This window comes from Dietzia sp. UCD-THP (genome assembly GCF_000349585.1).
GTDB lineage: Bacteria > Actinomycetota > Actinomycetes > Mycobacteriales > Mycobacteriaceae > Dietzia > Dietzia natronolimnaea_A.
The window spans coordinates 1-26,674 of the sequence record NZ_AOSR01000013.1 but is presented as its reverse complement, the minus strand read 5'-3'; the positions used below and the strand labels follow the sequence as shown (position 1 = coordinate 26,674).

General features: G+C 70.9%; 22 protein-coding genes. 20 read left to right on the top strand and 2 right to left on the bottom strand.

The genetic code is table 11. The annotated features are described in order from the left end of the window. The 13 genes from ftsW to H483_RS22545 all read left to right on the top strand — a co-directional run bounded on the left by ftsW (window position 1) and on the right by H483_RS22545 (window position 15,582). Window positions 1-1,698 (top strand): putative lipid II flippase FtsW, encoded by a 1,698-nt coding sequence (ftsW, locus tag H483_RS22600; RefSeq protein WP_017835529.1) that lies wholly within the window; start codon window positions 1-3, stop codon window positions 1,696-1,698. Next, on the top strand, window positions 1,695-2,813 hold the full coding sequence (gene murG / locus H483_RS22595) for an undecaprenyldiphospho-muramoylpentapeptide beta-N-acetylglucosaminyltransferase (protein WP_017835528.1): 1,119 nt from the start codon (window positions 1,695-1,697) through the stop codon (window positions 2,811-2,813). The genes ftsW and murG overlap by 4 nt, the downstream gene beginning before the upstream one ends. 41 nt (window positions 2,814-2,854) lie before the next feature. Next, a complete protein-coding gene (gene murC, locus H483_RS22590; protein ID WP_031264467.1) occupies window positions 2,855-4,318 on the top strand; it encodes a UDP-N-acetylmuramate--L-alanine ligase in 1,464 nt (487 codons plus the stop codon). A 30-nt stretch (window positions 4,319-4,348) separates the two neighbouring features. Further along, complete coding sequence (locus H483_RS22585; RefSeq protein WP_017835526.1) at window positions 4,349-5,164, top strand: cell division protein FtsQ/DivIB; 816 nt, start codon at window positions 4,349-4,351, stop codon at window positions 5,162-5,164. A gap of 182 nt (window positions 5,165-5,346) precedes the next feature. Then, window positions 5,347-6,528 (top strand): cell division protein FtsZ, encoded by a 1,182-nt coding sequence (gene ftsZ, locus H483_RS22580; protein ID WP_017835525.1) that lies wholly within the window; start codon window positions 5,347-5,349, stop codon window positions 6,526-6,528. Between the two features lie 4 nt (window positions 6,529-6,532). After that, entirely contained in the window at window positions 6,533-7,255 is a 723-nt protein-coding gene (pgeF, locus tag H483_RS22575; RefSeq protein ID WP_017835524.1) for a peptidoglycan editing factor PgeF, read from the top strand. Between the two features lie 75 nt (window positions 7,256-7,330). Further along, on the top strand, window positions 7,331-8,059 hold the full coding sequence (locus tag H483_RS0118985) for a YggS family pyridoxal phosphate-dependent enzyme (protein ID WP_017835523.1): 729 nt from the start codon (window positions 7,331-7,333) through the stop codon (window positions 8,057-8,059). A 71-nt stretch (window positions 8,060-8,130) separates the two neighbouring features. Next, window positions 8,131-8,826 (top strand): cell division protein SepF, encoded by a 696-nt coding sequence (locus tag H483_RS22570; protein ID WP_017835522.1) that lies wholly within the window; start codon window positions 8,131-8,133, stop codon window positions 8,824-8,826. 70 nt (window positions 8,827-8,896) lie between these two features. Further along, complete coding sequence (locus tag H483_RS22565) at window positions 8,897-9,196, top strand: YggT family protein (RefSeq protein WP_017835521.1); 300 nt, start codon at window positions 8,897-8,899, stop codon at window positions 9,194-9,196. A gap of 156 nt (window positions 9,197-9,352) precedes the next feature. Then, a complete protein-coding gene (locus H483_RS22560; RefSeq protein WP_031264466.1) occupies window positions 9,353-10,261 on the top strand; it encodes a DivIVA domain-containing protein in 909 nt (302 codons plus the stop codon). Window positions 10,262-10,384: 123 nt separating this feature from the next. Next, the gene (locus tag H483_RS22555) at window positions 10,385-10,615 is read left to right on the top strand and encodes a phage holin family protein (protein WP_017835519.1); all 231 of its coding nucleotides are present in this window, start codon (window positions 10,385-10,387) and stop codon (window positions 10,613-10,615) included. Between the two features lie 283 nt (window positions 10,616-10,898). Continuing rightward, window positions 10,899-14,108, top strand: coding sequence for an isoleucine--tRNA ligase (gene ileS / locus H483_RS22550; RefSeq protein ID WP_017835518.1), 3,210 nt, complete (start codon window positions 10,899-10,901; stop codon window positions 14,106-14,108). Between the two features lie 34 nt (window positions 14,109-14,142). Beyond that, window positions 14,143-15,582: a DNA polymerase IV gene (locus tag H483_RS22545; protein ID WP_017835517.1), complete on the top strand. Its 1,440-nt coding sequence runs from the start codon at window positions 14,143-14,145 to the stop codon at window positions 15,580-15,582. 156 nt (window positions 15,583-15,738) lie between these two features. On the opposite strand, the gene H483_RS22540 is transcribed toward H483_RS22545, so the two are convergent. Continuing rightward, complete coding sequence (locus H483_RS22540; protein ID WP_042328859.1) at window positions 15,739-16,764, bottom strand: asparaginase; 1,026 nt, start codon at window positions 16,762-16,764, stop codon at window positions 15,739-15,741. Between the two features lie 131 nt (window positions 16,765-16,895). Here H483_RS22540 and H483_RS22535 point away from each other — a divergent pair, with 131 nt between their 5' ends. Continuing rightward, entirely contained in the window at window positions 16,896-17,390 is a 495-nt protein-coding gene (locus H483_RS22535) for a hypothetical protein (RefSeq protein ID WP_017835515.1), read from the top strand. 42 nt (window positions 17,391-17,432) lie between these two features. On the opposite strand, the gene H483_RS22530 is transcribed toward H483_RS22535, so the two are convergent. Then, window positions 17,433-18,431: a hypothetical protein gene (locus H483_RS22530; RefSeq protein ID WP_017835514.1), complete on the bottom strand. Its 999-nt coding sequence runs from the start codon at window positions 18,429-18,431 to the stop codon at window positions 17,433-17,435. 71 nt (window positions 18,432-18,502) lie between these two features. Between H483_RS22530 and lspA the strand changes: the two genes are divergently transcribed. The 6 genes from lspA to ilvA form a co-directional block, all read left to right on the top strand. Beyond that, window positions 18,503-19,078 (top strand): signal peptidase II, encoded by a 576-nt coding sequence (lspA, locus tag H483_RS22525; RefSeq protein ID WP_017835513.1) that lies wholly within the window; start codon window positions 18,503-18,505, stop codon window positions 19,076-19,078. Further along, window positions 19,071-19,997, top strand: coding sequence for an RluA family pseudouridine synthase (locus H483_RS22520; RefSeq protein WP_017835512.1), 927 nt, complete (start codon window positions 19,071-19,073; stop codon window positions 19,995-19,997). The genes lspA and H483_RS22520 overlap by 8 nt, the downstream gene beginning before the upstream one ends. Window positions 19,998-20,068: 71 nt before the next feature. Then, the gene (locus H483_RS22515; RefSeq protein WP_017835511.1) at window positions 20,069-20,821 is read left to right on the top strand and encodes a hypothetical protein; all 753 of its coding nucleotides are present in this window, start codon (window positions 20,069-20,071) and stop codon (window positions 20,819-20,821) included. Between the two features lie 16 nt (window positions 20,822-20,837). Beyond that, window positions 20,838-21,815 (top strand): EamA family transporter RarD, encoded by a 978-nt coding sequence (rarD, locus tag H483_RS22510; protein WP_017835510.1) that lies wholly within the window; start codon window positions 20,838-20,840, stop codon window positions 21,813-21,815. Between the two features lie 12 nt (window positions 21,816-21,827). Continuing rightward, the gene (dnaE, locus tag H483_RS22505) at window positions 21,828-25,382 is read left to right on the top strand and encodes a DNA polymerase III subunit alpha (protein WP_017835509.1); all 3,555 of its coding nucleotides are present in this window, start codon (window positions 21,828-21,830) and stop codon (window positions 25,380-25,382) included. A gap of 42 nt (window positions 25,383-25,424) precedes the next feature. Next, window positions 25,425-26,674: threonine ammonia-lyase IlvA (ilvA, locus tag H483_RS22500; protein WP_017835508.1), on the top strand; the 1,250-nt coding region annotated here is incomplete at its 3' end.

Here is a 26,674-nt window from a genome sequence, read left to right as displayed (position 1 = left end):
ATGGCAGTTCACGAATCCGCTCGCCGGGGCGGCGCCGATAGATCCGCCAGGTCCGACAGGGCCGACGGGGCCGACAGGGTCCACGGCGACGACGATCAGGTCGCCGAGGCGCGGCCCGACCTGTTGGGTCGTATCGCCGCGCCGCTGGCGGCGATCAACCGTGCGCCGCTGACCTCCTTCCACGTGGTCATGGTGGTCACCGCCCTGCTCACGGTGATCGGCCTGGGGATGGTGCTCTCGAGCTCCAACGTCCTCGCGTTCTCCGGTGGCGGCACACCCTTCGACATCTTCCTCCGCCAGGCGGTCTTCGTGACGATCGGCTGGGTGGGGTTCGTGGTCGCCCTGCGTATGCGGTTCGAGCTTCTCCGAGCAGCCGCGCTGCCGATGCTGCTGGTGTCCATCGGGCTGCTCATCGCCGTCCTGATCCCGGGCGTCGGCATGGAGATCAACGGCTCCCGCGGATGGATCGACCTCGGGTTCTTCGCGATCCAGCCCGCGGAGATCGCCAAGTTCACGTTCATCGTCTGGGCCTCGTCGGTGGTGGCCAAGCGGATACGCACCGGGTACTGGCTCGATCTGCTCTTCCCGGCCATCGTGGGCTACGGGGTGGTCGCCGCCCTCGTCGTCGTCGCCCCCGACCTCGGGATGGCCACGGCGGTGACCCTCGCCTTCCTGTGCGTGCTGTGGTTCGCCGGGTATCCGACCCGGCACTTCGTGTGGGTGATCGCCTTCGGCACCGTCGTGTTCGGCGTGCTCGCGGTGACGTTCGCCTACCGGTTCGAACGGGTCAGGACGTTCGCCAACACCTTCGTCGGGGACTTCTCCAACCCGCAGGGGTCGGCGTACCAGTCGTATCAGGGGATGCTCTCGCTTGCCGAGGGCGGCCTGTTCGGGGTCGGCCTCGGACAGTCCAGTGCCAAGTGGTTCTACCTCCCCGAGGCGACCAACGACTTCATCTTCGCGATCATCGGAGAGGAACTCGGCTGGTTCGGGGCCGCGGTCGTCGTCTCGCTGTACCTGGCGTTGGGATGGGCGGGTATGCGCATCGCGCTGCGCTCGGCCGACCCGTTCCGGCGACTGCTCGCCGGCACCATCACCACGACGATCGTCCTGCAGGCGTTCATCAACATCGGGTACGTGGTGGGCCTGCTGCCGGTCACCGGCCTCCAGCTACCTCTGATCTCCAACGGTGGCACCTCGGCGGTCGTCACCCTGGTGTCGCTTGGACTCCTCGCCAACTGCGCCCGGCACGAGCCCGAGGCCATCTCCGCGATCCTCAGCTCCCCCGAGCGGCGCCGGCGTCGGTGGTTCACCCTCCCGGATCCGCGCCCCTACACCCCTGAGCGCCCGGTTCCCGCCTCGGACGCCCCCGGCCGCTCGAGCGCCGGCGCCCGGCGCTACGGCGAGCCCGTCACCCGCCAACCGGCGCCCCGACGCAGGGCCGCCCAGCCCGCACCGGCACCGCGGCCGGCGCGCGGGACGCCCGCCGGTCCGCGGTACGAGTCGATGCCGATCCCGGCCGACGCCGCCCGGGACCGACGCCGTGGGGCCACCGCCATGACCGGGCGCAACGCCAAGCCCGTCCGAGCCCGGGAGGACGACCGGCGCCTGCCGCGGCGACCCGCGGCCGACCCCGGATCCCGCCAGTCGCCGGGCGGTGGTGGACCCAGTCCCATCCACCGGGGACGGGAGCGATGAGCGCGCCGCGCACCGACGCTCTGTCAGTCCTGGTCGTGGGAGGCGGTACCGCGGGCCACATCGAACCCGCCCTGGCCGTCGGTGAGGCCGTGGCCGAGCTGGATCCGAACGCCCGTGTCACCGCCGTCGGCACCCCGAAGGGTCTCGAGACCGAGTTGGTCCCGCGCCGCGGTGTCCCCCTCGAGTTGGTCGACCCCGTTCCCCTGCCCCGGAAGGTCGGGGGGGACCTGTTCCGCCTGCCGACACGGTTGGCGCGCGCGGTGCGCGGCGCGCGCGCCGTACTGCGCCGGACGGAGGCCGACGTCGTGGTGGGGTTCGGCGGGTACGCGTGTGTCCCCGTGTACCTGGCGGCCGCCCTCACCAGGGGCCGGGTCCCGATCGTGGTCCACGAGGCCAACGCCCGCGCCGGGATCGCCAACAAGCTCGGCGCACGGTTCGCGGTGGCCACGCTGGCCGCGGTCAGTGGATCCGGACTGGACGCCCGGGTGGTGGGCAATCCGGTGAGGCGGGCGGTGGCCGGCCTCGACCGGGAAGCGTTGCGGGCCGAGGCGCGGGCGACCTTCGGGCTGGACCCCGACGCGCCGACCGTGCTGGTGGTGGGTGGATCCCAGGGAGCCCGATCCCTGAACTCGGCGATGGCCGTGGTGGCGCAGGAGTTCTCCGACGCCGGCGTCGGCGTGCTGCACGCCGTGGGGCCCAAGAACCTCGGTGACGCGCCGGCCGTGACGGGGGACGGACCCGCCTACGTGACCGTGCCCTATCTGGACCGGATGGACCTGGCGTACGCGGCGGCCGATCTGATCCTGTGCCGGTCCGGGGCGATCACGGTGGCCGAGGTGTCCGCGGTGGGGCTGCCCGCCGTGTTCGTCCCGCTCCCGCACGGCAACGGGGAGCAGGCGCTCAACGCCCGGGACCTGGTGGCGGGCGGGGCGGCGCTGCTCGTCGAGGACGCGGCGCTCACACCGGACCACCTCCGGTCCACGGTCCTGCCACTCGCACTGGACCGCGACCGGCTGGACACCATGTCCGCGGCCGCCGTCAGTGGCGGCTCACGAGATGCGGCGGAGGTCGTGGCGCGGATCGCGATCGACGCCGCCGGAAAGGCACGGCGTTGACCGAGAGCACCACACCGGAGGCCCGCTCCACCGGGGACGACATCACGACGGGGTCCGTTCCCGACACCCTGGGTCGTGTCCACATGATCGGCATCGGCGGCGCGGGGATGTCCGCCGTCGCCCGCATCCTGCTCGACCACGGGGTGGCGGTCTCGGGCAGTGACGCCCGGGACTCGGTGGACCTCCGTTCCCTCGAGTCCCTCGGCGCCGTGGTCCGGGTCGGCCACGACGCGGCGGCGGTGGACGCGCTCGACTCCCCGCCGCAGATCGTCGTGGTCTCCAAGGCCGCGATCCCCGCGGACAACCCCGAGCTGGTCGCGGCCCGGGCGGCGGGGATCCCCGTGGTGACCCGGTCCCAGGTCCTGGGCCACCTCGCGCGGGCGGGTCGCTCGATCATGGTGTGCGGCACGCACGGCAAGACCTCCACGACGTCGATGCTGATCGCCGGGATGCTCGCCGCCGGCGCGGACCCGTCCTTCGCGGTGGGGGGCACGGTCCTGCAGTTCGGCACCAACGCGCACGGCGGCGCGGATCCGGTGTTCGTGGCCGAGGCCGACGAGTCCGACGGCTCGCTCGTGCACTACGAGCCGGACGTGGTTATCCTCACCAACGCGGAGCCCGACCACCTCGATCACTTCGGCACGGCGGAGGCGTACTTCGAGGTCTTCGACACGTTCCTCGCCCGTATCCCGGACACCGGCGCCCTGGTGGTGTGCCTGGACGACGAGGGAGCGGTCGAGCGCGCCCGCCGTGCGGCGTCCGCGGGTGTCCGGGTGGTGGGGTACCGCACCGCGGGCGGCGCGGAGACCGACCTGCCGGTCGCGGGGGAACTCGCCGGGATCGACGTCGATTCCGGCGGGACCCGGGCCGTTCTCACGCTCGACGGTCGCCCGCGCGGGGACCTCCACGTGGGTACCCCGGGTCGCCACATGGCGCTCAACGCCCTCGCGGCCCTACTCGCAGCCCGGGAGGTCGCGGGGGTCGCCGGGATCGACGTCGAGGACTTCCTGTCCGGCCTGTCCGGCTTCCGGGGCGTGGGGCGGCGGTTCGAGCCCAAGGGCACCGCCACCGTCCCGGGTGGTCGGGTGCGGGTCTTCGACGACTACGCGCACCATCCGACCGAGGTCAGGGCGGTGTTGAGCGCGGGGCGGGAGATCGTCTCCGCGGACGGCGGCCGCCTGATCGCCGTGTTCCAGCCCCACCTGTACTCCCGGACCCGCATCTTCGCCGAGGAGTTCGGGCGGGCCCTGTCCCTCGCCGAAGAGGTGGTGGTGCTCGACGTGTACGGCGCGCGCGAGCAGCCCGAGCCCGGGGTCGACGGTGAACTCGTCGCCCGCCACGTCAGCTCCCCGGCCCACCACGTGCCCGACCTCGACTCGGCCCTGGCCACGGTCTTCGACATCGTCCGGCCCGACGACGTGGTGTTCACCCTCGGGGCCGGGGACATCACGACGCTCGGCCCGAGGATCGTGGGCGGACCCACGGGGAGCGGGACGGGGTCATGACGAGGGCCGCCTCGTGAGGGGGACACCGCGGTGACCGACGAGCCACGCGAGGACGCGGCGGATCCGACGACGTCGGACGATCCCGACCGACGGCTCGCCGCGGCCGCCGTCCGCCGCTCCGACGAGCGGGTGCGCCACTCGGACCCCGCGGTCCGGGCCACCCTGCGCAGGCGGCGACGGCGCACCAACCGTATCTACATCGGGCTCGGTGTGGCCCTGGTCGTCCTGCTGGTCGGGTACATCGCGATGTACTTCCTGCCGGTGTTCTCCGTCCGGCAGGTCCAGGTGACCGGGACCAGCACGATCCCGGTGGAGGCGGTGACCGAGCGGGCGGCGGTGGCCCCCGGTACCCCGTTGCTGCAGGTGGACACCCACGCGGTGGCGCGGCGTGTCGCGGGGATACCGAGGGTCGACCAGGTCACCGTCACCCGCGACTACCCGTCGACCCTGCGGATCTCGCTCATCGAACGGACGGCCCTGGTGGTGGTCGAGGTCGACGGCGCGAGGCATCTGGTCGACGGGCAGGGGATCGATTTCGGACAGGGCGATCCGCCCCCCGGCACCCCGGAACTCACCGTGGGGCAGGAGGCCCGCTCCGACCTGCCGGGGATCGTCCGTGACCTGTCCGTCGTTTTCTCCGAGGTCCGGGGGACCGCGGGGCAGGAGATCGCCTCGGTGGACGTGGAGACGCCGGCGTCGATCGTCCTGACCCTCGTCGACGGTCGGATCGTCGAGTGGGGGGCCGCCGGCCGCGACCACGAGAAGGCGGTCGCGTTGCAGATGGTCCTCGAGCAGCCCGGCGAGATCTGGAACGTCTCCAATCCGGCGCTGCCGGCGTCGCGGTAGACCGACACGCCCGCGAGCCTCGTGGACGGGCGGGTCCGGTGCCCCTACCGTGTGACCCGACGGCGGAAACCGCCTCTGACCAGCAACTTTAACCCTCAAGTAGAGGGTGAGAGTTGGGCGAGAGTCTTTCGTCGAGACAGCATGCAACCGAGCACGACACCCCAAAGGAAGGCCGGGCCTCGATGAGCTCACCGCACAACTACCTCGCAGTCATCAAGGTCGTCGGAATCGGGGGCGGCGGTGTCAACGCCGTGAACAGGATGATCGACGAGGGCCTTAAGGGCGTCGAGTTCATCGCGGTGAACACCGATGCTCAGGCGCTGCTCATGTCCGATGCCGACGTCAAGCTCGATGTGGGTCGCGAACTGACCCGGGGCCTCGGTGCCGGCGCGGACCCGGAGGTCGGACGCAAGGCCGCGGAGGACCACAAGGACGAGATCGAGGAGGTCCTCAAGGGCGCCGACATGGTCTTCGTCACGGCCGGTGAGGGCGGCGGCACCGGCACGGGCGGGGCGCCGGTCGTCGCGGCCATCGCGCGCAAGCTCGGCGCGCTCACCGTCGGCGTCGTCACCCGCCCGTTCTCCTTCGAGGGCAAGCGCCGCGGGGGACAGGCGGAAGCGGGGATCGAGGGACTGCGCGAGGCCTGCGACACCCTGATCGTGATCCCGAACGACCGCCTGCTCCAGCTCGGGGACGCCGGCGTGTCGATGATGGAGGCGTTCAAGACCGCCGACGAGGTGCTCCTCAACGGCGTCCAGGGGATCACCGACCTCATCACCACCCCCGGCGTGATCAACGTCGACTTCGCCGACGTCAAGGGCGTCATGTCCGGGGCGGGCAGCGCGCTGATGGGGATCGGCTCCTCGAGGGGGGAGGGCCGGGCGTACAAGGCCGCGGAGGCCGCCATCAATTCGCCGCTGCTGGAGACGACGATGGAGGGCGCCAAGGGCGTACTCATGTCGATCGCAGGCGGCAGCGACCTCGGCCTGTTCGAGATCAACGAGGCCGCGACCCTCGTGCAGGAGGAGGCGCACCCGGACGCGAACATCATCTTCGGCACCGTCGTCGACGACTCCCTCGGCGACGAGGTGCGGGTGACCGTCATCGCCGCGGGGTTCGAGGGCGGCTCCCGTCAGACCTCCGGCTCGGGCGGGGCACGGCGGGGCCGCCACCATCTCGACGACGAGGAGGTCCCCGGGGCGTCCGGCGAGACCGGCGGCGCCCCCGGGCTCGGGTCGACCCCTCTCGACGGGGGCCGTCGCGAGGAGCGCCGCGAGCCGGGCCAGTCCGGTGCGGGTTCCCAGGGGTCGCGCCGCAGGGACGAGGACGACGACATCGACGTCCCCCCCTTCATGCGGCACTGACCGGATGGCGCCCCACGCCCCGGGCCGGGTCCGCCGGGTCGTCACCTCCCGGCGCGGTGGCGTGTCCACGGGGGATTTCGACTCGTTCAATCTCGGTGACCACGTAGGCGACGCCCCGTCCGCGGTATCGGCCAACCGGGCCCGCCTCGCGCGGATACTGGGACTGCAGGCCTCGGACGTCGTGTGGATGGACCAGGTCCACGGCACCCGGATCGCCCGGGTCACCCGCCCCACGGGCGGAGCCGTACCGGCCACCGACGGACTGGTGACCGACCGGCCAGGGTTGGCGCTGGCCGTGCTGAGCGCCGATTGCGTGCCCGTCCTGGCCGCGGATGAGCAGGCCGGTGTGATCGGCGCGGTGCACGCGGGCCGCGCGGGGGCGGTCGGAGGTATCGTCCCCGCGCTGATCGGGGCCATGACCTCGTTGGGCGCGCAGCCCGAGCGGATCAGCGTCCTGCTGGGACCGGCGGCGGCGGGTCAGCACTACGAGTTGCCCGACGAGCTCGCGCACGAGGTGGAGAAGGCGCTGCCGGGCAGTCTCGCCCGGACCGTCGCGGGGACGTCCGGGGTGGACCTGCGCGCGGGCCTGACGCGCCAGCTCGCCGGGCTCGGCGTCGACCGCGTGGACAGCGACCCGCGGTGCACCATCGCCGACGAGTCCCTCTTCTCCTACCGGAGGCAGGGCCGCACGGGACGCCAGGCCAGCGTGATCTGGCGGCAGGTGTGACCGGCTGGCGGCCGGCCGCGATCCTCCGCTAGGTTACGGACATGCAGCGAAACGCCAGTCCGGTGTCCGGCAGCCGTGTCTGATTCCCGGACCGAGGAACTGGCCGCCAGGCTCGCCGAGACCAGGGAGCGACTGGACGCGGCGCTGGCGGCGGCGGGCCGTCAGGACGGCGTCGACCTCGTCGTCGTCACCAAGTTCCACCCGGTCGGCGACGTCGCACGACTCGCCCGCCTGGGGGTGCGCGACCTGGGGGAGAACCGGGTGCAGGAGGCGGCCGCGAAGGTGGCCGACCTGTCGGCGACCGAACCGGACCTGGCGCGGGCCGTGCGGTGGAACATGATCGGCCACATCCAGTCCAACAAGGCCGCCGCGGTGGCCGGGTGGGCGGACCGCGTGCACTCGGTCGACTCGGTCAAGGTCGCAAGCGGCCTCGACAAGGGCAGGGGCCGGGCCGCGGCGGACGGCGACCACCCCGGGGTGCTGCCGGTGCTGCTCCAGCTGAGCCTCGACGGGGACACCTCACGTGGCGGGGTGGCCCGCGACGACCTCCCCGCGCTCGCCGATCACGTCGCGGGGCTGGACCACCTCCGGCTGGCCGGGCTCATGGTGGTGCCGCCGTTGAGCGGACCGCCCGCCGCGCACTTCGCCGAGGCCTCCCGGGTGGCGGAGGAGTTGCGACGCGACCACCCGGGGGCCCGCGAGTTCTCCGCCGGGATGTCCGGCGACCTGGAATCCGCGATCGCCGCCGGTTCGACCTGCGTGCGTGTCGGAACGGCGATCCTGGGACCACGGCCAGTAGTTTGAGGTCCAGCATCGTGGGGCCTTCCCCACGAGGAACGGCCCGCGACGACCCGTATCAGGAAGGTCCCCGGAAGATGAGCGCAATCGCCCGGTTCAAGGAGTACTTCGGAATGTCGCCCGTCGCGGCGTACGAGGACGAGTACCTGGACGACTACGACCGCCCGATCCACCACGACATCCGCGGTTCGCGTGCGCTGCACGAGGCCGACGACCTCGGTGGCGTCGCCCGCGATCGCCGGGCGGACTACGGGTACGCCGCCGATCGGTACGGCGACGAGGCGACCCCCCGGCCCCGGCTGGGTGACCTCGATCCCGTCGACGAGCCCGCCCCGGATCGTCGCCACCGCGGTCTCGACGACCCCGCCCCGCGCCCGAGGCGCTACCACGCGGCCGAGGCCGGGGCCCGGGCCTCGCTCCGCGGCGTCCCCGTCACTCGCGGCGCCGTCGCCCTGGCCCCGGAGGAGGACTTCGTCGAGGACGGCCTGGTGACCCTCCCCGAGACCGTGGTCGAGCGTCCGCGGGGATTCGGTGACGGCAAGAGCCTCGGGGAGCACTTCCGCGCGGGCCGTGCCGTGGTGTTGGATCTGTCCACGATGGCCTCCGGGGACGCGCGCCGGATGGTCGACTTCGCCGCCGGCCTGGTCTTCGGCCTCGACGGCCGCATGGAGAAGGTCACCGATCGCGAGCGCACCTTCCTGCTGCAGCCGGCCGGAATGGACCTCACCGAGGCGGAGGTCCGGGACGCGGTCAACGGCGCGTTCCGTCGCTGACCCCGGGTGGTCACCCCGTATGACCGGGTGTCCGCGGCGCGGCGTCGATCGTTGCCAGTAGGCTTGTCCCGTGCGTGAAATCCTGCTGGTCCTTTACATCATCACCCAGGTCTTCTGGTATCTGCTCCTCGCCAGGATCGTCGTGGAGATGATCGCCTCGTTCTCCCGTGGCTGGAGCCCCCGCGGTGTACTCGCGGTGGTCCTCGAGTGGTTGTTCACCATCACCGATCCTCCGGTCAAGGCGCTGCGCAAGGTCATCAAGCCGGTCCGGCTCGGACAGGTCTCCCTGGACCTGTCGGTGCTGGTGCTCTTCGTGATCATCATCGTGATCCAACTGGTCCTGCGGATCATGATCACCAGCGTCGCGTGAGGGGCGTGGCGGGACACAGGTGACGCGTGTAGGCGGGCCGCTGGTGACGCGCGGGCCGAATGTGACTAGATTGGCACGCGTTAAGGTAGTAATGAAGTCGTGGGTCCGGTTCGAGAACGCCGGGCCGGCACCCGAGACGACCACGAGGGGTATCCCATGCGCTTGACTCCAGCCGATGTGCACAACGTCGCGTTCTCAAAGCCGCCGATCGGTAAGCGGGGCTACAACGAGGACGAGGTCGACCAGTTCCTCGACCTGGTAGAGGAGGAGCTCGGAACCCTCGTGGAGGACAACGACGACCTCCGTCAGCGTGTCGACGAGTTGACCAAGGACCTCGAGAAGGCCCGCAAGTCGGCGGACAAGTCCGACAAGGCCTCCGGCGACTCCGCGAGCGGTTCGGGTGCCGGCCGCGTCGAGGAACCGCGGGCCGCCACCCCGCCTCCCGCGCCCGCCGCCCCCGCGCCGACCCCGGCGCCTGCGGCCACCCCGTCCCTCGCGAGCGAGGACAGCGGTTCCGCGAACTCGGACACCCATCTCCGCGCGGCCCGCGTCCTCGCGATGGCACAGGAGATGGCGGACCGCCTCACGGGCGAGGCCAAGAAGGAGTCCGACGGACTGATGGCCAAGGCCCGTGGCGAGTCCGATCGCCTCGTCGGCGACGCCAAGAACCAGTCGGAGAAGATGGTCGGGGATGCCCGCAGGGAGGCCGACAAGATCCTCGGCGAGGCCAAGACCAAGTCCGACGGGATCGTCAAGGACGCCCAGGCCCGCTCCGAGCAGCAGATCAAGGAAGCACAGGCCAAGGCCGACGCCCTGCAGGCCGACGCGGAGCGCAAGCACACCGAGATCATGGCCACCATCAACCAGCAGCGCGGGGTGCTGGAGGGTCGCATCGAGCAGCTCCGGACCTTCGAGAAGGACTACCGCAGCCGCCTCACCAGCTACCTCGAGAACCAACTGACCGAACTCGGCAAGTCCGGGTCCGCCGCCCCCACCGCACCGGCCGAGAACGCCGGCGCGCCGGATCAGGGTGGCAAGAAGGACGGCGGCCACCGCGCCGAGTAGACCCCGCACCGTCGCGTCCGGTCCCCGCCCCTGCCCAGGGTGCGGGGACCGACGTATATTCGGGGAGTGGGTCCGCCCCGGAGCCGGTGCATTCCACGACTCGTACCACGGCAGGAGGAACGCATGCTCGTCGCCGCACTCGGACTGACGCTGCTCGGCTTCGCCTTCCTGGTCGCGGCCGTGGCGACCGGGCAGATCGGGTGGGCGTGGGCCTGCATCGTGGCCGGCGCCCTCGGCCTCCTGTTGCTGCTCATGGATCTTCTCCGCGGGAGGACGGCCCGCGACGGCTCCGGCGCGACTCCGCCGGACGCGAGCGACGAGGCGGAGGAGACGGACGCCCACAGCGACAGGTAACATCATCCGATGTCCGGCGCTGAGCCGGATGCGTTGAGATCCGGCCATCACCGGGGAGCGCTCGGAAGAACGGTCGGCCCCGAGGTGGGGGCGGCTCAGTAGAACCGAACCGGGGGAGCCAGTCAGGGCCCCCGACCCACGAGTGGGCGTCGCACCGTCGACGCCAAACGGGGTGGTACCGCGGACGGATGCGCCAGTCGCGTCCGGTTCGTCCCCGAGCGCAGGCCTGTCGGCCCCACGGGTACCAGCTCGTGCGGGCCCGTACCTCGAGGAGTCCGCCCACATGAGCACCGAGTCTGTGAACACCGAGTCTGTGAACACCGAGCCCACCGCAACGGGTAGCGCGTACCCGATTCTCGACCTCACCGGCGGCACCACCGCGCAGTCGCCGTCGTTCCCCGCGCTCGAGCAGACCGTCCTGGCCCGGTGGGACGAGCGCGACACCTTCCGGGAGTCCGTCCGCAGGCGAGCGGACGCCCACGAGTACGTCTTCTACGACGGCCCCCCGTTCGCCAACGGCCTACCCCACTACGGGCATCTGCTCACCGGGTACGTCAAGGACGTGATCCCGCGCTATCGCACCATGCGCGGGTACCTGGTCGAGCGCCGGTTCGGCTGGGACTGTCACGGTCTGCCGGCCGAGCTCGAGGCGGAGAAGCAGCTGGGGATCACCGAGAAGTCGCAGATCCTCGAGATGGGTCTGGCCGAGTTCAACGCGGCGTGCGAGACGTCGGTCCTGCGCTACACCGACGAGTGGGAGGACTACGTCCACCGCCAGGCCCGCTGGGTGGACTTCGAGAACGACTACAAGACCCTGGACATCGACTTCACCGAGTCCGTCCTGTGGGCGTTCAAACGCCTCTACGACAAGGGCCTGGTCTACAAGGGCTTCCGCGTGCTGCCGTACTCCTGGTACGAGCAGACGCCCCTGTCCAACCAGGAGACGCGGTTGGACGACGCGTACAAGATGCGACAGGACCCCGCGGTCACGGTCGGCCTGCCGCTCGAGGCCCCGCAGTCCAGCCCGTTCCACGGGGCCGAGGTGCTGGTGTGGACCACCACCCCCTGGACCCTGCCGTCCAACCTGGCCGCCGCCGTCCACCCCGACATCGACTACTGCGTGGTGCAGGTGAACACGGGTGAGCTCGCCGGCCGACGCTTCGTAGTGGCCGAGGCCCGCCGTGGGGTGTACGCCCCCGAGTTCGGTGAGGACGCGGAGGTGGTGGCCACGGCCAAGGGTTCCGCACTGGTGGGGCTGCCGTACGTCCCGCCGTTCGACTTCTTCGCCGGCCACCCCAACTCGCACGTGGTGCTGTCGGCCGACTACGTCACCACCGAGTCGGGCACGGGCATCGTCCACCTCGCGCCGGCCTTCGGTGAGGAGGACAAGGACGCCTGCGATGCGGCCGGCATCGAGCTGGTCATCCCCGTCGGACCCGACGGGAAGTTCACCGCCGAGGTGCCGCCGTACGCGGGCCAGCTGGTCTTCGACGCCAACGCGCCGATCTCCCGCGACCTGCGCGCCGCGGGGCGCCTGATCCGCCACGAGACCATCGAGCACTCCTACCCTCACTCCTGGCGGTCCGGTCAGCCGTTGATCTACATGGCCCTGCCGGCCTGGTTCGTCAAGGTCACCGCGTTCCGGGACCGGATGGTCGAACTCAATCGCGAGCAGATCACCTGGATGCCCGAGCACGTGCGCGACGGGCAGTTCGGCAAGTGGCTCGAGGGCGCGCGGGACTGGAACATCAACCGAAACCGGTACTGGGGCGCGCCGATCCCCGTCTGGGAGTCCGACGACCCCGCCTACCCGCGCGTGGATGTCTACGGGTCTCTCGACGAGCTCGAGGCCGACTTCGGCGTGCGACCCACGGATCTGCACCGTCCGTACATCGACGAGCTGACCCGGCCCAACCCCGACGACCCGACCGGCAGGTCCACCATGCGGCGGGTGGCCGACGTGTTCGACTGCTGGTTCGAGTCCGGGTCCATGCCGTTCGCCCAGGTCCACTACCCCTTCGAGAACAAGGAGTGGTTCGAGACCCACAACCCGGGCGACTTCATCGTGGAGTACAACGGCCAGACCCGGGGCTGGTTCTACACGCTGCACGTCCTGGCCACGGCCCTGTTCGACAGGCCCGCGTTCACTCACGTCGCCGCGCACGGCATCGTGTTGGGCAACGACGGGCTCAAGATGAGCAAGTCCAAGGGCAACTACCCGGACGTCAACGAGGTGTTCGCCCGCGACGGCTCGGATGCCATGCGCTGGTTCCTCATGAGTTCCCCCATCCTCCGCGGTGGCAATCTCGTGGTCACCGAACAGGGCATCCGGGAGGGCGTGCGCCAGGCCATGCTCCCGCTGTGGAACTCCTACAGCTTCCTGCAGCTGTACGCCGCCGAGCGCGCCACCTGGCGGACGGATTCGCCCCACGTGCTGGACCGCTACATCCTGTCGCGTCTGGCCACGACCCGGGACGCGATGACCCGGGCCCTGGACACCACGGACATCGCCGCCGCCTGCGACGAGCTGCGCCAGTTCGCCGACGCCCTGACCAACTGGTACGTGCGCAGGTCCCGGTCGCGGTTCTGGGCGGGGGAGTCGTCGGGGCAGGATTCGCGCGATGCCTTCGACACCCTCTACACGGTGCTCGAGACGACCATGCGGCTCGCCGCCCCGCTCCTGCCGCTCATGTCGGAGGTCGTGTGGACCGGGCTGACCGGGCGGGAGTCCGTCCACCTGGCGGACTGGCCGGCCGACGACGAGCTCCCGCACGACGCCGGGCTGGTCGAGGCGATGGAGGCCGTCCGCGACGTGTGTTCCACGGTGTCCTCGATCCGTAAGGCAAAGCACCTGCGCGTGCGCCTGCCCTTGAACGCGCTCACCGTGGCGATGCCCGACGCCGAGCGGTTGGAGCCGTTCACCGGCATCATCGCCGATGAGGTGAACGTGCGCGAGGTGCGACTGACCAGCGACGTGGCCGCCCACGGGCGGATGGAGTTGGCGGTCAACGCGCGGGCGGCGGGGCCTCGGCTGGGCAAGCAGGTGCAGGCGTGCATCAAGGCCGCCAAGACGGGCGACTGGTCCGAGGTCGACGGCGTGGTGGTGGCCGGGGGCGTCGAGTTGCAGGAGGGCGAGTACGAGCACCGCCTCGTGGCCGCGGATCCGGAGTCCACGGCGGCGCTTCCCGGCGGGGCCGGTCTGGTGGTGCTGGATCTGACCGTCACGCAGGAGCTGGAGGCCGAGGGCTGGGCCAAGGACCGGATCCGCGAGATCCAGGAGGCCCGGCGCGCCGCCGGCTTCGACATCTCCGACCGCATCCGGGTACGCCTGGAGGTCCCGGCGGACCGTCGCGAGTGGGCTGACCGTCACGCCCGCCTGATCGCCGACGAGGTCCTGGCCACGGATTTCGAGGTCGTCGAGGCGTTGGCCCCGGGCGACGGCGACGCCGAGGAGCTCGGTGACGGTGTCAGGATGACCCTGGCCCGGGTCTGACACGGACCGGTCCTGAGACGAGACGGGAACCGGCATGGCTGACGGGCAGGACCGGTGGGTCCTGCACGTGGACATGGACGCCTTCTTCGCCTCCTGCGAGCAGCTCACCCGGCCGACGCTGCGCGGTCGGCCGGTGCTCGTGGGAGGCGTGGGGGGTCGCGGTGTGGTGGCGGGGTGTTCGTACGAGGCGCGCGCCCGCGGGGCGCGTTCCGCCATGCCCTCGCACCAGGCCAGGCGGCTCGTGGGCCCCTCGGCCGTCTTCGTGTTCCCCCGGATGGCGGTGTACCGCGCGTTGAGCCGCCGGGTGTTCGAGGTCTTCTCCGCGCACGCTCCGGTGGTCGAGCAGGTGTCGGTGGACGAGGCCTTCCTCGAACCGCCTGAGCTCCGTGGTGCCGACGCCGAGCGGACCCGCCGGTGGGCGGAGGACCTGCGGGCGGCGATACGCGAGTCCACCGGATTGCCGGCCTCGGTGGGGGCGGGGGCGGGAAAGCAGTACGCCAAGATCGCCTCCGAGCTCGCCAAGCCCGACGGGATCGCCGTGGTGCCCCGACGCGATCACTCGGACGTGCTGTATCCGCTCCCGGTGCGGAGTCTGTGGGGCGTGGGGCCGGTGGCGGGGGAGAGGCTCTCCCAGTTCGGGATCTCCACCATCGGCGATCTGGCCGCGATGGACGACGACGACGTGGTCCACGCGCTCGGCAGGACCGTGGGGCCGGCGATCGCCAGAATCGCACGGGGGTATGACGACAGGCCGGTGCACGAACGGGCCGAGGCCAAACAGATCAGCGCCGAGAGCACCTTCGCGGCCGACCTCACCACCGCCGGGCAGGTCGCGGCGGCCGTGCGCAGATCGGCGGAGGGCGCACACCGGCGGCTGCTGGGCGACGGGCGGGCGGCCCGGACCGTGACGGTCAAGATCAAGCGCACGGACTTCACGTCGATGACGCGCTCGTTCACGTTGCCGGTGGGCACGACGTCGCTGGAGACGATCATCGCCGTCGCGCGGTCCCTGGCCCCCGACCCCCTGGACTTCGGCGCGATCCGGCTGCTGGGCGTGGGCCTGTCGGGATTGACCGAGATCCACCAGGACGCCCTGTTCGAGCAGGAGTTCCTGCCCGGGACGCGGCAGGATTCCGGGCACGACGAACCCGACGACCTCCCCGACATCCTCGGGGTCGGCACCACGGTCACGACCGACGAGGAGGCCTCGGGCCCGGGTGCGGAGGCCGCGGACGACCCGCTCCCCGCCACACCGGCGATCGGCGCGTGGCGTCAGGGACTGCAGGAGAGGTTCCGCACGGGTTCGGACGTACGCCATCCCGAGTTCGGGCACGGCTGGGTCCAGGGCTCCGGCCACGGTCGGGTGTCGGTCAGGTTCGAGACGGCGGTCACCGGTCCCGGGAGGATGCGGACCTTCGCCGAGGACGATCCCGACCTGGAGCTCGCCGATCCGCTGGACTCCCTGGGGTGGTGACGCGCGGAGCCGGGCGGGGAGCCCGGCCCTGCCACGGCGCGCACCCTGCTGCGCACCGGGTGCGCTGCCCGTCTGGACCGATCCGGCCGCGTACCCCCTCGCGAACCGGACGAAGAGCCCGCGCACCTCGCGGGAGCGTCGGAGACAGGGTGCACCTCAGCTGTAGAGGTGGAACCTGGACCATTGTGCCCGGACCGCGTCGGCGCCGGCACCGTCCTCGGCGAGGGAGAGCAGTGCGGTGAGCAGGACCCGTGCCTGGGCGGAACGCAGGTAACCGCAGCTCAGAACACCTCGCCTTGCGAGATCCGCCCCGCCGCCGGGGCCCGAGTACGTGGGCGTCGCCTCGCCCCGCGGGACGCGGGTCGAGGTCGCCACCACGATGTCCGGGCGCTCCACGGCCAGATCTGCGACGGCCTCGGCCACCAGGGGGGGCAGGTTGCCGGACCCGGTCCCCTCGAGGACCAGCCCGCGGGCCCCGGCGCCCACGCAGGCCCGCAGCGCCACGGCGTCCGAGCCGGGCGGGCAGGACACCACGTCCACCCGGGTCCCGGAGAACCGGGCCCGGCCGGGCAGGGTGGGCCGTTCGAGCTCCGGTGGCAGGCCCTCGACCGGCTGGTCCGGGGCGTTGCGCGCAAAGGCGACGGGCTCCGTGGTGTGCCACTTGCGGACCCCTCGGGCCTGGAGGATCGCCCGTCCCAGCACCACCAGGACGCCGAGACCACGTGAGACCGGGTCGGCCGCGAGCAGCACCGCGTCGAGGAGGTTCGCGGGCCCGTCGGACTCGGGGTGGTCGGCGGGCAGCTGGGCACCGGTGACCGCCACCGGCCGGGGGTCGCTGTGGTGGAGGTCCAGCGCCATGACCGTCTCCTCCAGCGTGTCCGTCCCGTGGGCCACCACGACCCCGGCCACCTCCGGATCGACAAGGACGTCCGCGACCGCGTCGACGAGGCCGTCCCACTCCGCGGGGCCGAACGTCGACGAGTCGGCGTCGAGCACGGCCCGCGCACTCACCCGGATCGAAGCCGGCAGCGCGGAGCGCAGCCCGTCGAGCATGGCCTGCGTCGCCGCGGCCGAGTCGCCCGCCACCACCGCCCCTCCCGGCACTGTGGAGGCGGTGATCGTCCCGCCGGTGGTGCAGATCACGACGTGGGGGGTATCGGTGCTGGTCTCGACGCTGGTCACCCGGTCCACAGTGGTGGGCTCCGGGCTCGTCGTCAACCACCCGGGCCGTGGACGGTGGAACAATGGAGCGTCGGTATCCGTTGGGCTGCTGAACGGCCCGACAGTTGCACATCACGACGAAAGGACCATGCGTGAGTCTTCGACGGACCATCGCCGCAGTCTCCCTCTCCGCCTTCACCCTGGGCGGTCTCGCCGCATGCGGCGGGGATGACGACGGAGGGCGCGAGACGGCACCGGCCCCCACCGCGACCGAGCAGACGGCCGCCCCCGTGCCCACCGCCGAGGAGCTGACCCAGCTGCTCGCCCGGGCCTCCGACCCGGCGGTGCCGGTGGAGGAGAAGGTCGACCTGGTCGAGGGCGGCGCCGAGGCGCCGGAGCTCTTCGATCAGATCGCCGCGCTCAAGGCCGAGCAGGGCGCCGACGTGATCATCACCGGCGCCGCCGAGGGCGACATCCCGGGCACGCTCATCGCGAACGCGGTGATCATCCAGCCCGGCCAGGAGGACATCAACGTCCAGGCCCAGTTCATCCAGCAGGGCGGTCAGTGGCAGTTGCAGCAGTCCTTCGCCTGTGCGCTCATCACCAATGCCGGCCTGGAGCCGCCGGCGACGTGCCAGACCGCCTGATTCCCTGAAGACCCCGCCGGGTCCCGCCCCCTCGCGGGGGTCTCACCCGGCGGTGCGGAACTCCAGCACCGAGTCCTCGACGTAGGTCGTGCGTCGGCCCGAACCCGGGTCCACGTACACGGCCCGCGTCGAGGACTCCGTCGTCCCGTCGACGGGCAGTGGCGCGCGGAGGTCCACGGTGAGTTCACCCGACCCCGTCACCTCGTATTCCTCGACCTGCAGCGTGACGCCCGGGCCGCCATCCGGTGCCGGTGCGTCCAGGGTCGCGGCGGCGTCGGGTGCCGCCAGTTCCATCGACACGGTGGCGACGTCGCCGTCGAGGGCGGTCAGCTCGTAGGTCACGGCCCGCTCCGGCGCCACCGCGTCCTCGACGCTGCGGGTGACGGTCCACCGGGCCCCCACCCCGATCGCCTCGGTCGGCCACGCGACGGTCGCGTCGGATACGGCGTTCGCTGTGATCTCGACCCCCGCCCGCGCGGCGTCCGTCGCGGTGGCCGGCGCCTCCAACGACAGGCCGCGCACGATGCCGTCGGCACTGCGGGTCCAGGTGACCGCGAATCCGGGAGCGGTGGCGAACTGGGCGGAGCGGAGCTCGTCCACGGAGGTGAATTCCCGGGTCGTGACGGTGGCCCGCTGGGCGCCGTCGACGTCCGGCTCCGACAGGCCCTCGACGGTCAGTGTCTGCTCGGGGGTCTCGTCGACCCTCGTCTCCGCGCCCGGGACGGTCGTGCGAGCCGACGCGGACCTGGTGACGGCGACGGTCACGGCGTCGCGGGACGGGGCGTAGGCCATCACCCGCAGCTCGCCCGAGCCCTCGTCGAGGAGCTCGACCGTGGGGGCGGGTCCGGGGTCGACCTCCACCGCGGGCTCGAGAGCCTGGCCCTCCTGTGCGGCGACGGTGTCGTCCACGGCGGCGTCGCCCTCGTCCGCGCATGCGGCGGTGGAGGCCACGAGCGCGGTGGCCAGTGCGGCGACGAGCAGTCGCCGACCGGAACGGACGGGTCGGGGACGGCCGGAGGCGGAGGGTGTTCGGGGGTTCACGACCCCCGAGCCTAGAGGGTCGGTCCACCGCACCCGGCGGCCCCGCCGGGGGATCAGGGATACTGGAGCGCATGACGGAGACCAACGGGACGCGGGCCGATGCGGCGGGGACGACGCCCGGTGGGACCGGTGCCCGATACTTCAGGGCGGGGCCGGCGGCCATGCTGGTGATCGCGGCGGTGATCGTGGCGGTGGACCAGGCGACCAAGGCGCTGGCGGTGTGGGGTCTCGAGGGGCAGGACCCGATCCGGATCGTCGGTGATTCCGTGCGGCTCCTCCTGCTCCGCAACCCCGGCGCGGCCTTCTCGATGGGCGCGGGGTCGACCGTCGTGTTGAGTCTCGTGGCCACCGTGGTCGTGCTGGGACTGCTGTGGTTCTCGCGCCGGGTCCACTCGAGGTGGTGGGCGTGGGGGCTCGGGTTGATCCTGGGTGGCGCCGCGGGCAATCTCGTGGACCGCTACGTCCGCGCTCCCGGCTTCCTGGAGGGCCACGTGGTGGACTTCGTCTCGGTGGGCTGGTGGCCGGTGTTCAACGTCGCCGATTCGAGTCTGGTCATCGGTGTGGTCGTGGTGGCCGTCGCCGTGTTCAAGGGAGTGGAGTTCGACGGCTCACGTGGGCCGGCGGAGAAGGTCACGAAGGATGGGTGAGCTGCGCACCTTCCCCGTCCCGGACGGTCTCGACGGGATGAGGGTGGACGCCGGTGTCTCCCGCCTCCTCGGACTCTCCCGTACCGCGGTCGCCGATCTCGCCGGGCAGGGCAAGGTGCTGGTCGACGGCCGGGCGGTGGGTAAGTCCGACAAGCTCACCGGGATGTCATGGATCGAGGTCGAGATGCCCGATCCGCGGGCCGAACCCGCGGTGGTCGCCGAGCCGGTCGAAGGGATGGCCGTCGTCTACTCGGATGCCGACCTCGTCGTCGTCGACAAACCCGTCGGCGTGGCCGCCCACGCCTCCGTGGGCTGGACCGGCCCCACCGTGATCGGTGGGCTGGCGGCCGCCGGATACCGCATCTCCACCTCGGGGCCGCCGGAGCGCAAGGGGATCGTCCACCGACTCGACGTGGGCACGTCCGGACTGATGGTCGTGGCGGCCTCCGAGCGGGCGTACACGCTGCTCAAACGGGCGTTCCGCGACCGCACCGTGGACAAGACCTACCACGCTCTCGTGCAGGGACATCCCGATCCGCTGTCCGGGACGATCGACGCGCCCATCGGCCGCCACACCTCCCACGACTGGCGGTTCGCGGTCACCTCCGACGGCAAGCACTCCATCACGCATTACGACACGCTCGAGGCGCACCAGGCGGCAACGCTCGTCGAGGTCAAGCTCGAGACCGGTCGCACCCATCAGATCCGCGTCCACTTCTCGGCCCTCCACCACCCGTGCGCGGGCGACCTCACCTACGGCGCGGACCCGGTGCTGGCGAAGCGGCTGGGGCTGGAGCGGCAGTGGCTGCACGCGGTGGGGCTCGGCTTCGACCACCCGGGCACCGGTGAGCGCGTGGACTTCACCAGCCCGTACCCCGACGACCTCCAGCACGCGCTGGACGCCCTGCGCGCGGCGTGAGCAGCCCTGCCCCGGCAGCCGACCGCTCCACGCCTCGGTCGGTCACACTGAGGGCTCTTACGGTCGCGGGAGTGGGCGTGGTGATCGTCCTGGCACTGGTCGCCGTCCTCACCGCGCTGCGCACCGAGCTCCCGCGCACTCCCGGGGTGATGAGCGATGCACTGGGACCCGAGAACGGTGAACCGGTCGACGACTACCTGGCGCGTGCCGCGAGCTCCTTAAGACACGACGGCGAAATGGTTGACGACGGTGAGCTGGGTGACGACGGCGAGGACCCCGCCACCGGAGCGGACGCCCACCGCTGGGCGCTCGTGACCGCCGCCCGGCCGTGGTCCGCCGCGGAGGCGGCCGCCGTGGTCCGTAGCCTGCCCAGGGTCTCCGGGCTCTATGTCCAGGTGCCGGTCGACGGCGTGGCGATGCCCGTGACCGGGGTGACGCTGGCCGAGCCGGTGTCGGGGGAGTCGGGCCGTGAGCCGGTGTTCGACCGAGGCCTCGATGACGTGGCGCACCGGTTGGACGCAGTGATCCCCACCGGGCCCGAGCGACCGGATGGGGGGCAGGCTCCGCCCGACGCCGACCGGGCGGCCAAGGCGGCCGCGCTCACCGCCGCGCGGATCCGATCAGGGGAGCCGGCGATCATCGGTCTGCTCGCCCGGGGTACCCCGGCGCAGCTGAGTAACGCGGCCGGCCGGCCGTCGGTGCGGGCCGTCGAGGCGCTGCCCCCCGACGCGGTGTGGCAGCGGTTCGCCGTCCGGCCCCTCCAACCACAGCAGGTGGACGCCGCGTTCCCGCTGCCGGACGACGCGCCCGTCCCCTCGGCGTGAACCAGAGGGAGCCGAGATGGCACCGGTGAGCGAGCGTGGTGGGGCGACCGGGGGGCAGGACTCCGCCGATCGCTCCGTGGCGCTCGGGATGCTCGCCGGGGTCTGTGCGTACACGCTCTGGGGGTTCTTCCCCGCGTTCTTCCCGTTGCTCGAACCCGCCGGTGCGGTCGAGATCGTGGGCCACCGCGTCGTGTGGTCGCTGGTGATCATGGCGCTGGTGCTCACCGTCACCCGGCGGTGGCGGCAGCTGTGGGCCCTCGACCGTCTCTCGTGGGCGCGAATCACCGGGGCCGCCGCGTTCATCACCGTGAACTGGGGTGTCTACGTCCACACGGTCAATTCCGAACGGGTCACCGAGGCCGCGCTCGGGTACACGATCAACCCCCTGGTGAGCGTCCTCCTCGGGGTCCTGATCTTCCGCGAGCGGCTGAACCGGCCCCAGGTGGTCGCGGTGGCCCTCGCCGTGGTCGCGGTGGGCGTTCTCACCGTGGGGTACGGACACGTCCCGTACCTCTCGCTGCTCCTCGCGACGAGTTTCGGGTTCTACGGGGTCTTCAAGAAGAAGCTCCGCGCGGACCCGGTGGTCGGGATGACCGGGGAGGTGCTGGTCATCGGCCCGCTGGCCCTGTCCGTGCTGGTGTGGCTGGGTGTGACCGGCGCGGGGACCTTGACCGGACACGGGGTGGGCCACTCGGCTCTCCTGGCCGCCTCCGGGGTGGTGACCGTGGTGCCCCTGCTCCTGTTCGCGACGGCCGCCCAGCGCATCCCCCTGGCCACCGTGGGAATGCTGCAGTACATCATCCCGATCCTGCAGATGGCCTGGGGACTGCTGGTGGTGGGCGAGCGGCTGGACGCGGTCCAGTGGACCGGTTTCGCGCTGATCTGGACCGCGGTGATCGCGTTCACGCTGGCGGGGCGGACGCCACGCTCGGTGCGTGCTGGGGTTTCGGGTCGTGTCGGTGCGCCGACCTACACTGGGCCGGACAAGCCGTAGGAGGAATGCTGCGTGGGCGGATCCCAGTTCGTGCATCTGCACAATCACACCGAGTTCTCGATGCTCGACGGGATGGCGCAGATCACCCCGATGTTCGCCGAGGCCTCCAGGCTCGGGATGCCGGCGGTGGGCATGACCGACCACGGGAACATGTACGGGTCCTCGGACTTCTACAAGCAGGCCGTCAAGACCGGCATCAAGCCCATCATCGGTATCGAGGCATACGTCGCCCCCGAGTCCAGGCTCAACAAGAAGCGCGTGACGTGGGGCGAGAAGCACCAGAAGGGTGACGACGTCGCCGGGTCGGGCGCCTACACCCACATGACCATGCTCGCCGAGAACGCCACCGGGCTGCGCAACCTGTTCCTGCTGTCCTCCCTGGCCTCGTACGAGGGTCAACTGGGCAAGTGGGCCCGCATGGACGCCGAGATCCTGGCCGAGCACTCCGAGGGGATCATCGCCACCTCCGGATGTCCTTCCGGAGAGATCCAGACCCGCCTGCGCCTCGGTCAGCGCAAGGAGGCCTACGAGGCGGCCGAGAAGTGGCAGTCGATCTTCGGGAAGGACAACTTCTTCCTGGAGCTCATGGACCACGGGATCGACATCGAGCGGCGGGTCCGGGAGGACCTGATCACACTGGGCAGGGACCTGGGCATGCCGCCGCTGGTGACCAACGACTGTCACTACGTGACCCGCGAACAGGCCCACGCCCACGAGGCGATGCTGTGCGTGCAGACGGGCAAGACCCTCGCCGACGAGAACCGTTTCAAGTTCGACGGCGACGGGTACTTTCTCAAGTCGGCCGACGAGATGCGCGCGCAGTGGGACCCCGAGATCCCCGGTGGGTGCGACAACACGCTGTGGATCGCCGAACGCGTCCAGCCGTACGACGAGATCTGGGCGCCGAAGGACCGGATGCCCAAGTTCCCCGTGCCCGAGGGCGAGACGGAGGACACGTGGCTGGCTCGTGAGGTCCACAAGGGTCTGGAATGGCGCTTCCCCGCCGGGGTACCGCAGGAGTACCTGGACCGCGCGCAGTTCGAGCTCGAGGTGATCAAGGGCAAGGGGTACCCCGGGTACTTCCTCGTGGTCGGTGACCTCATCGAGTACGCCCGATCCATCGGGATCAAGGTCGGCCCGGGCCGCGGCTCGGCGGCGGGCGCGCTCGTGGCCTACGCACTCAAGATCACCAACATCGACCCGATCGAGCACGGCCTGCTGTTCGAGAGATTCCTCAACCCGGAGCGCCCGTCCGCGCCGGATATCGATATCGACTTCGACGACCGCCGCCGCGGCGAGATGATCCGCTACGCCAGCGACAAATGGGGCTCGGACAAGATCGCCCAGGTCATCACGTTCGGCACCATCAAGACCAAGGCCGCCATCAAGGACGCCGCCCGCGTGAACTTCGGCCAACCCGGCTACGCGATCGCCGACCGGATCACCAAGGCCCTGCCGCCGGCGATCATGGCCAAGGACATCCCCCTGTCGGGCATCACCGACCCCAAGCACGAGCGCTACGGCGAGGCCTCGGAGGTCCGGCAGCTCATCGAGACGGATCCGGACGTCAAGCGGATCTACGACACCGCCCGCGGGCTGGAGGGCATGGTCCGCCAGGCGGGCGTCCACGCGTGTGCGGTGATCATGTCCTCCGAGCCGCTGCTCGACGTGATCCCCATGTGGAAGCGTGCCCAGGACGGCGCCCTCATCACCGGGTGGGACTACCCCTCGTGCGAGGACATCGGCCTGCTCAAGATGGACTTCCTGGGCCTGCGCAACCTCACGGTGATCGGCGACTGCCTGGAGAACATCAAGTCCAACCGCGGCGAGGAGATCGACCTCGACACGCTCAGCACCGACGACCAGGCGACCTACGACCTGCTGGCCAGCGGCGACACACTGGGAGTGTTCCAGCTGGACTCCGGCGGCATGCGCGAGCTGCTCAAGCGGATGAAGCCCACCGGCTTCAACGACATCGTGGCCGCCCTCGCCCTGTACCGGCCCGGACCGATGGGGATGGGCACGCACTGGAACTACGCCGACCGCAAGAACGGCAAGCAGGAGCTCACCCCGATCCACCCGGAGCTGGAGGAGCCGCTCAAGGAGATCCTGGGCGAGACCCACGGGCTGATCGTGTACCAGGAGCAGATCATGGCGATCTCCCGCGAACTCGCGGGCTACACGGCCGGTGAGGCCGACGGGTTCCGCAAGGCGATGGGCAAGAAGAAGGCCGAGGTCCTGGCCGCCGAGTACGAGAAGTTCTCCGGTGGCATGGGCGAGCGCGGATTCTCCAAGGAGGCCGTGGACGCTCTGTGGGGCACCATCGAGCCGTTCGCCTCCTACGCCTTCAACAAGTCCCACGCGGCCGGTTACGGTCTGGTGTCCTTCTGGACCGGCTACCTCAAGGCCAACTACCCGGCGGAGTACATGGCGGCCCTGCTCACCTCCGTGGGCGACGACAAGGACAAGGCCGCGCTGTACCTGTCCAACTGCCGGCAGATGGGGATCCGGGTGCTGCCGCCGTCCGTCAACGAGTCGCTCACCAACTTCGTCTCGGTGGGCGAGGACATCCGCTTCGGGATGGGTGCGGTCCGCAACGTCGGTACGCACGTGGTGGACTCCGTCGTGTCCGCGCGCAAGGAGAAAGGGGAGTTCACCGACTTCTCCGACTACCTGGCGAAGATCGACCAGACCGCGTGCACCAAGAAGGTCACCGAATCGTTGATCAAGGCGGGAGCGTTCGACTCCCTGGGACACCCGCGCAAGGGCTTGTTCCTGGTCCACGCCGACGCGGTCGAGTCGGTGATGTCCACCAAGAAGGCCGAGGCGGTGGGCCAGTTCGACCTGTTCGGTGGCGGAGATGCGGAGGACGCCGGGGGAGCTTCGGCGTTCAGCGACGTCTTCGCGGTCAGGGTTCCCGATGAGGAGTGGGACATCAAGCAGAAGCTGGCGCTCGAGCGGGAGATGCTGGGACTGTACGTCTCGGGACACCCGCTCGACGGGCTGGAGTCCGCGATCGCCGCGAAGACCGACACGTCGATCGCCACCATCCACGAGGGCGAGCTCCCGCACGGCACCGCGGTGACGATCGGCGGGATCATCTCCGGCGTGGACCGGCGGGTCAACAAGAACGGCGAACCGTGGGCGATCGTGACGATCGAGGACTTCAACGGCAGCGTCGAGGTGCTCTTCTTCCCCAAGACCTATCGCCTCGCCGCCCTCGACATCGCCGAGGACGCTGTCGTCCTGGTCAAGGCTCGCATCAACATCCGCGAGGACCGGGTCTCGGTGTTCGGCGACACCCTCGAGGTACCGGACCTGGTCGTGGGTGGAAACGGCGCCCCGCTGGCGCTGACGTTGCCCACGAAGATGTGCACCATCGAGACGGTCACCGCCCTCAAGCAGGTCCTCGGGCGGCACCCCGGACCCTCGGACGTCCACCTGCGGTTGGTCAACGGGAAGTCGTCCACGGTGTTGCGGTTGGACGACCATCTGCGGGTCGAGACGTCGTCCTCGCTCATGGGGGACCTCAAGGCGCTCCTCGGGCCTGGCTGTCTCACCGGATGACCAGTTGGCGGTGACGGACCGCGCGGTGGGACACTGGTCGTCGTGACCGTGACCGACTCCGCCGCGACCCAGGTCGTGACCCCCGACGATATCGACACCGCCGCCCGCCGCATCGGCGACGTGATCCTCGCCAGCGAGCTTCACCAGAGTGAGCGGTTGAGCGAGCAGACCGGTGCGACCATCCTGCTCAAGCGCGAGGACCAGCAGGCGGTCCGGTCGTACAAGATTCGCGGCGCATACAACCTGATGTCGCAGCTGACTGGTGACGAGCGCAGCGCCGGAGTCGTGACCGCGAGTGCGGGCAACCACGCCCAGGGCGTCGCCTTCGCCTGCCGGAGCCTCGGGATCAACGGCCGCATCTACGTTCCCACCAACACCCCCAAGCAGAAGCGCGACCGGATCCTCGCCCACGGACGCAACTGGGTGGAGCTGGTGGTCACCGGCGTCAACTTCGACGCGGCTCAGGCCGCCGCCCGGGCGGACGCCGAACGGACCGGCGCGACGATGGTCCCGCCGTTCGACCATCCGGACACCATGGCCGGCCAGGGGACCATCGCGGCGGAGATACTGGCGCAGCTCGACAGCGTCCCCGACGCGGTGGTCGTGCCCGTCGGCGGTGGCGGGCTGGTGGGCGGTCTCGCGACCTACCTGGCGGAGTACGCCCCCGACTGCAAGGTCATCGCGGTGGAACCCGCGGGGGCCCCGTCGCTGACCAGGGCCCTGCAAGCGGGGGAGCCGGTGACCCTGGACACCGTGGACACCTTCGTCGACGGCGCGTCGGTGGCCCGGATCGGCGACTTCCCATTCGGGGTGATCTCCTCGATGACCGAGCGGATCCAGGTCCTCACCGTGGATGAGGGCGCGGTGTGCACCGCGATGCTGGAGCTGTACCAGAATGAGGGGATCATCGCCGAACCCGCCGGCGCGTTGGCGGTCACCGCACTGGACCAGCTCGACATCGATGAGGGTGCGACGGTCGTCTGCATCATCTCGGGAGGCAACAACGACGTCTCGCGGTACAGCGAGATCATCGAACGCTCGTTGGTCCACCAGGGCCTCAAGCACTACTTCCTGGTCAAGTTCCCCCAAGAACCCGGTCAGCTGCGTCGATTCCTCGACGAGGTGCTGGGGCCGGAGGACGACATCACGCAGTTCGAGTACCTCAAGCGGAACAACCGCGAGTACGGGGCCGCCCTCGTGGGGATCGAACTCGGCTCGGCCACCGGTCTGCACTCCCTGCTCGAACGCATGGACGCCTCGCGTATCGACTGCGAGCGGCTCGAGCCCGGAAC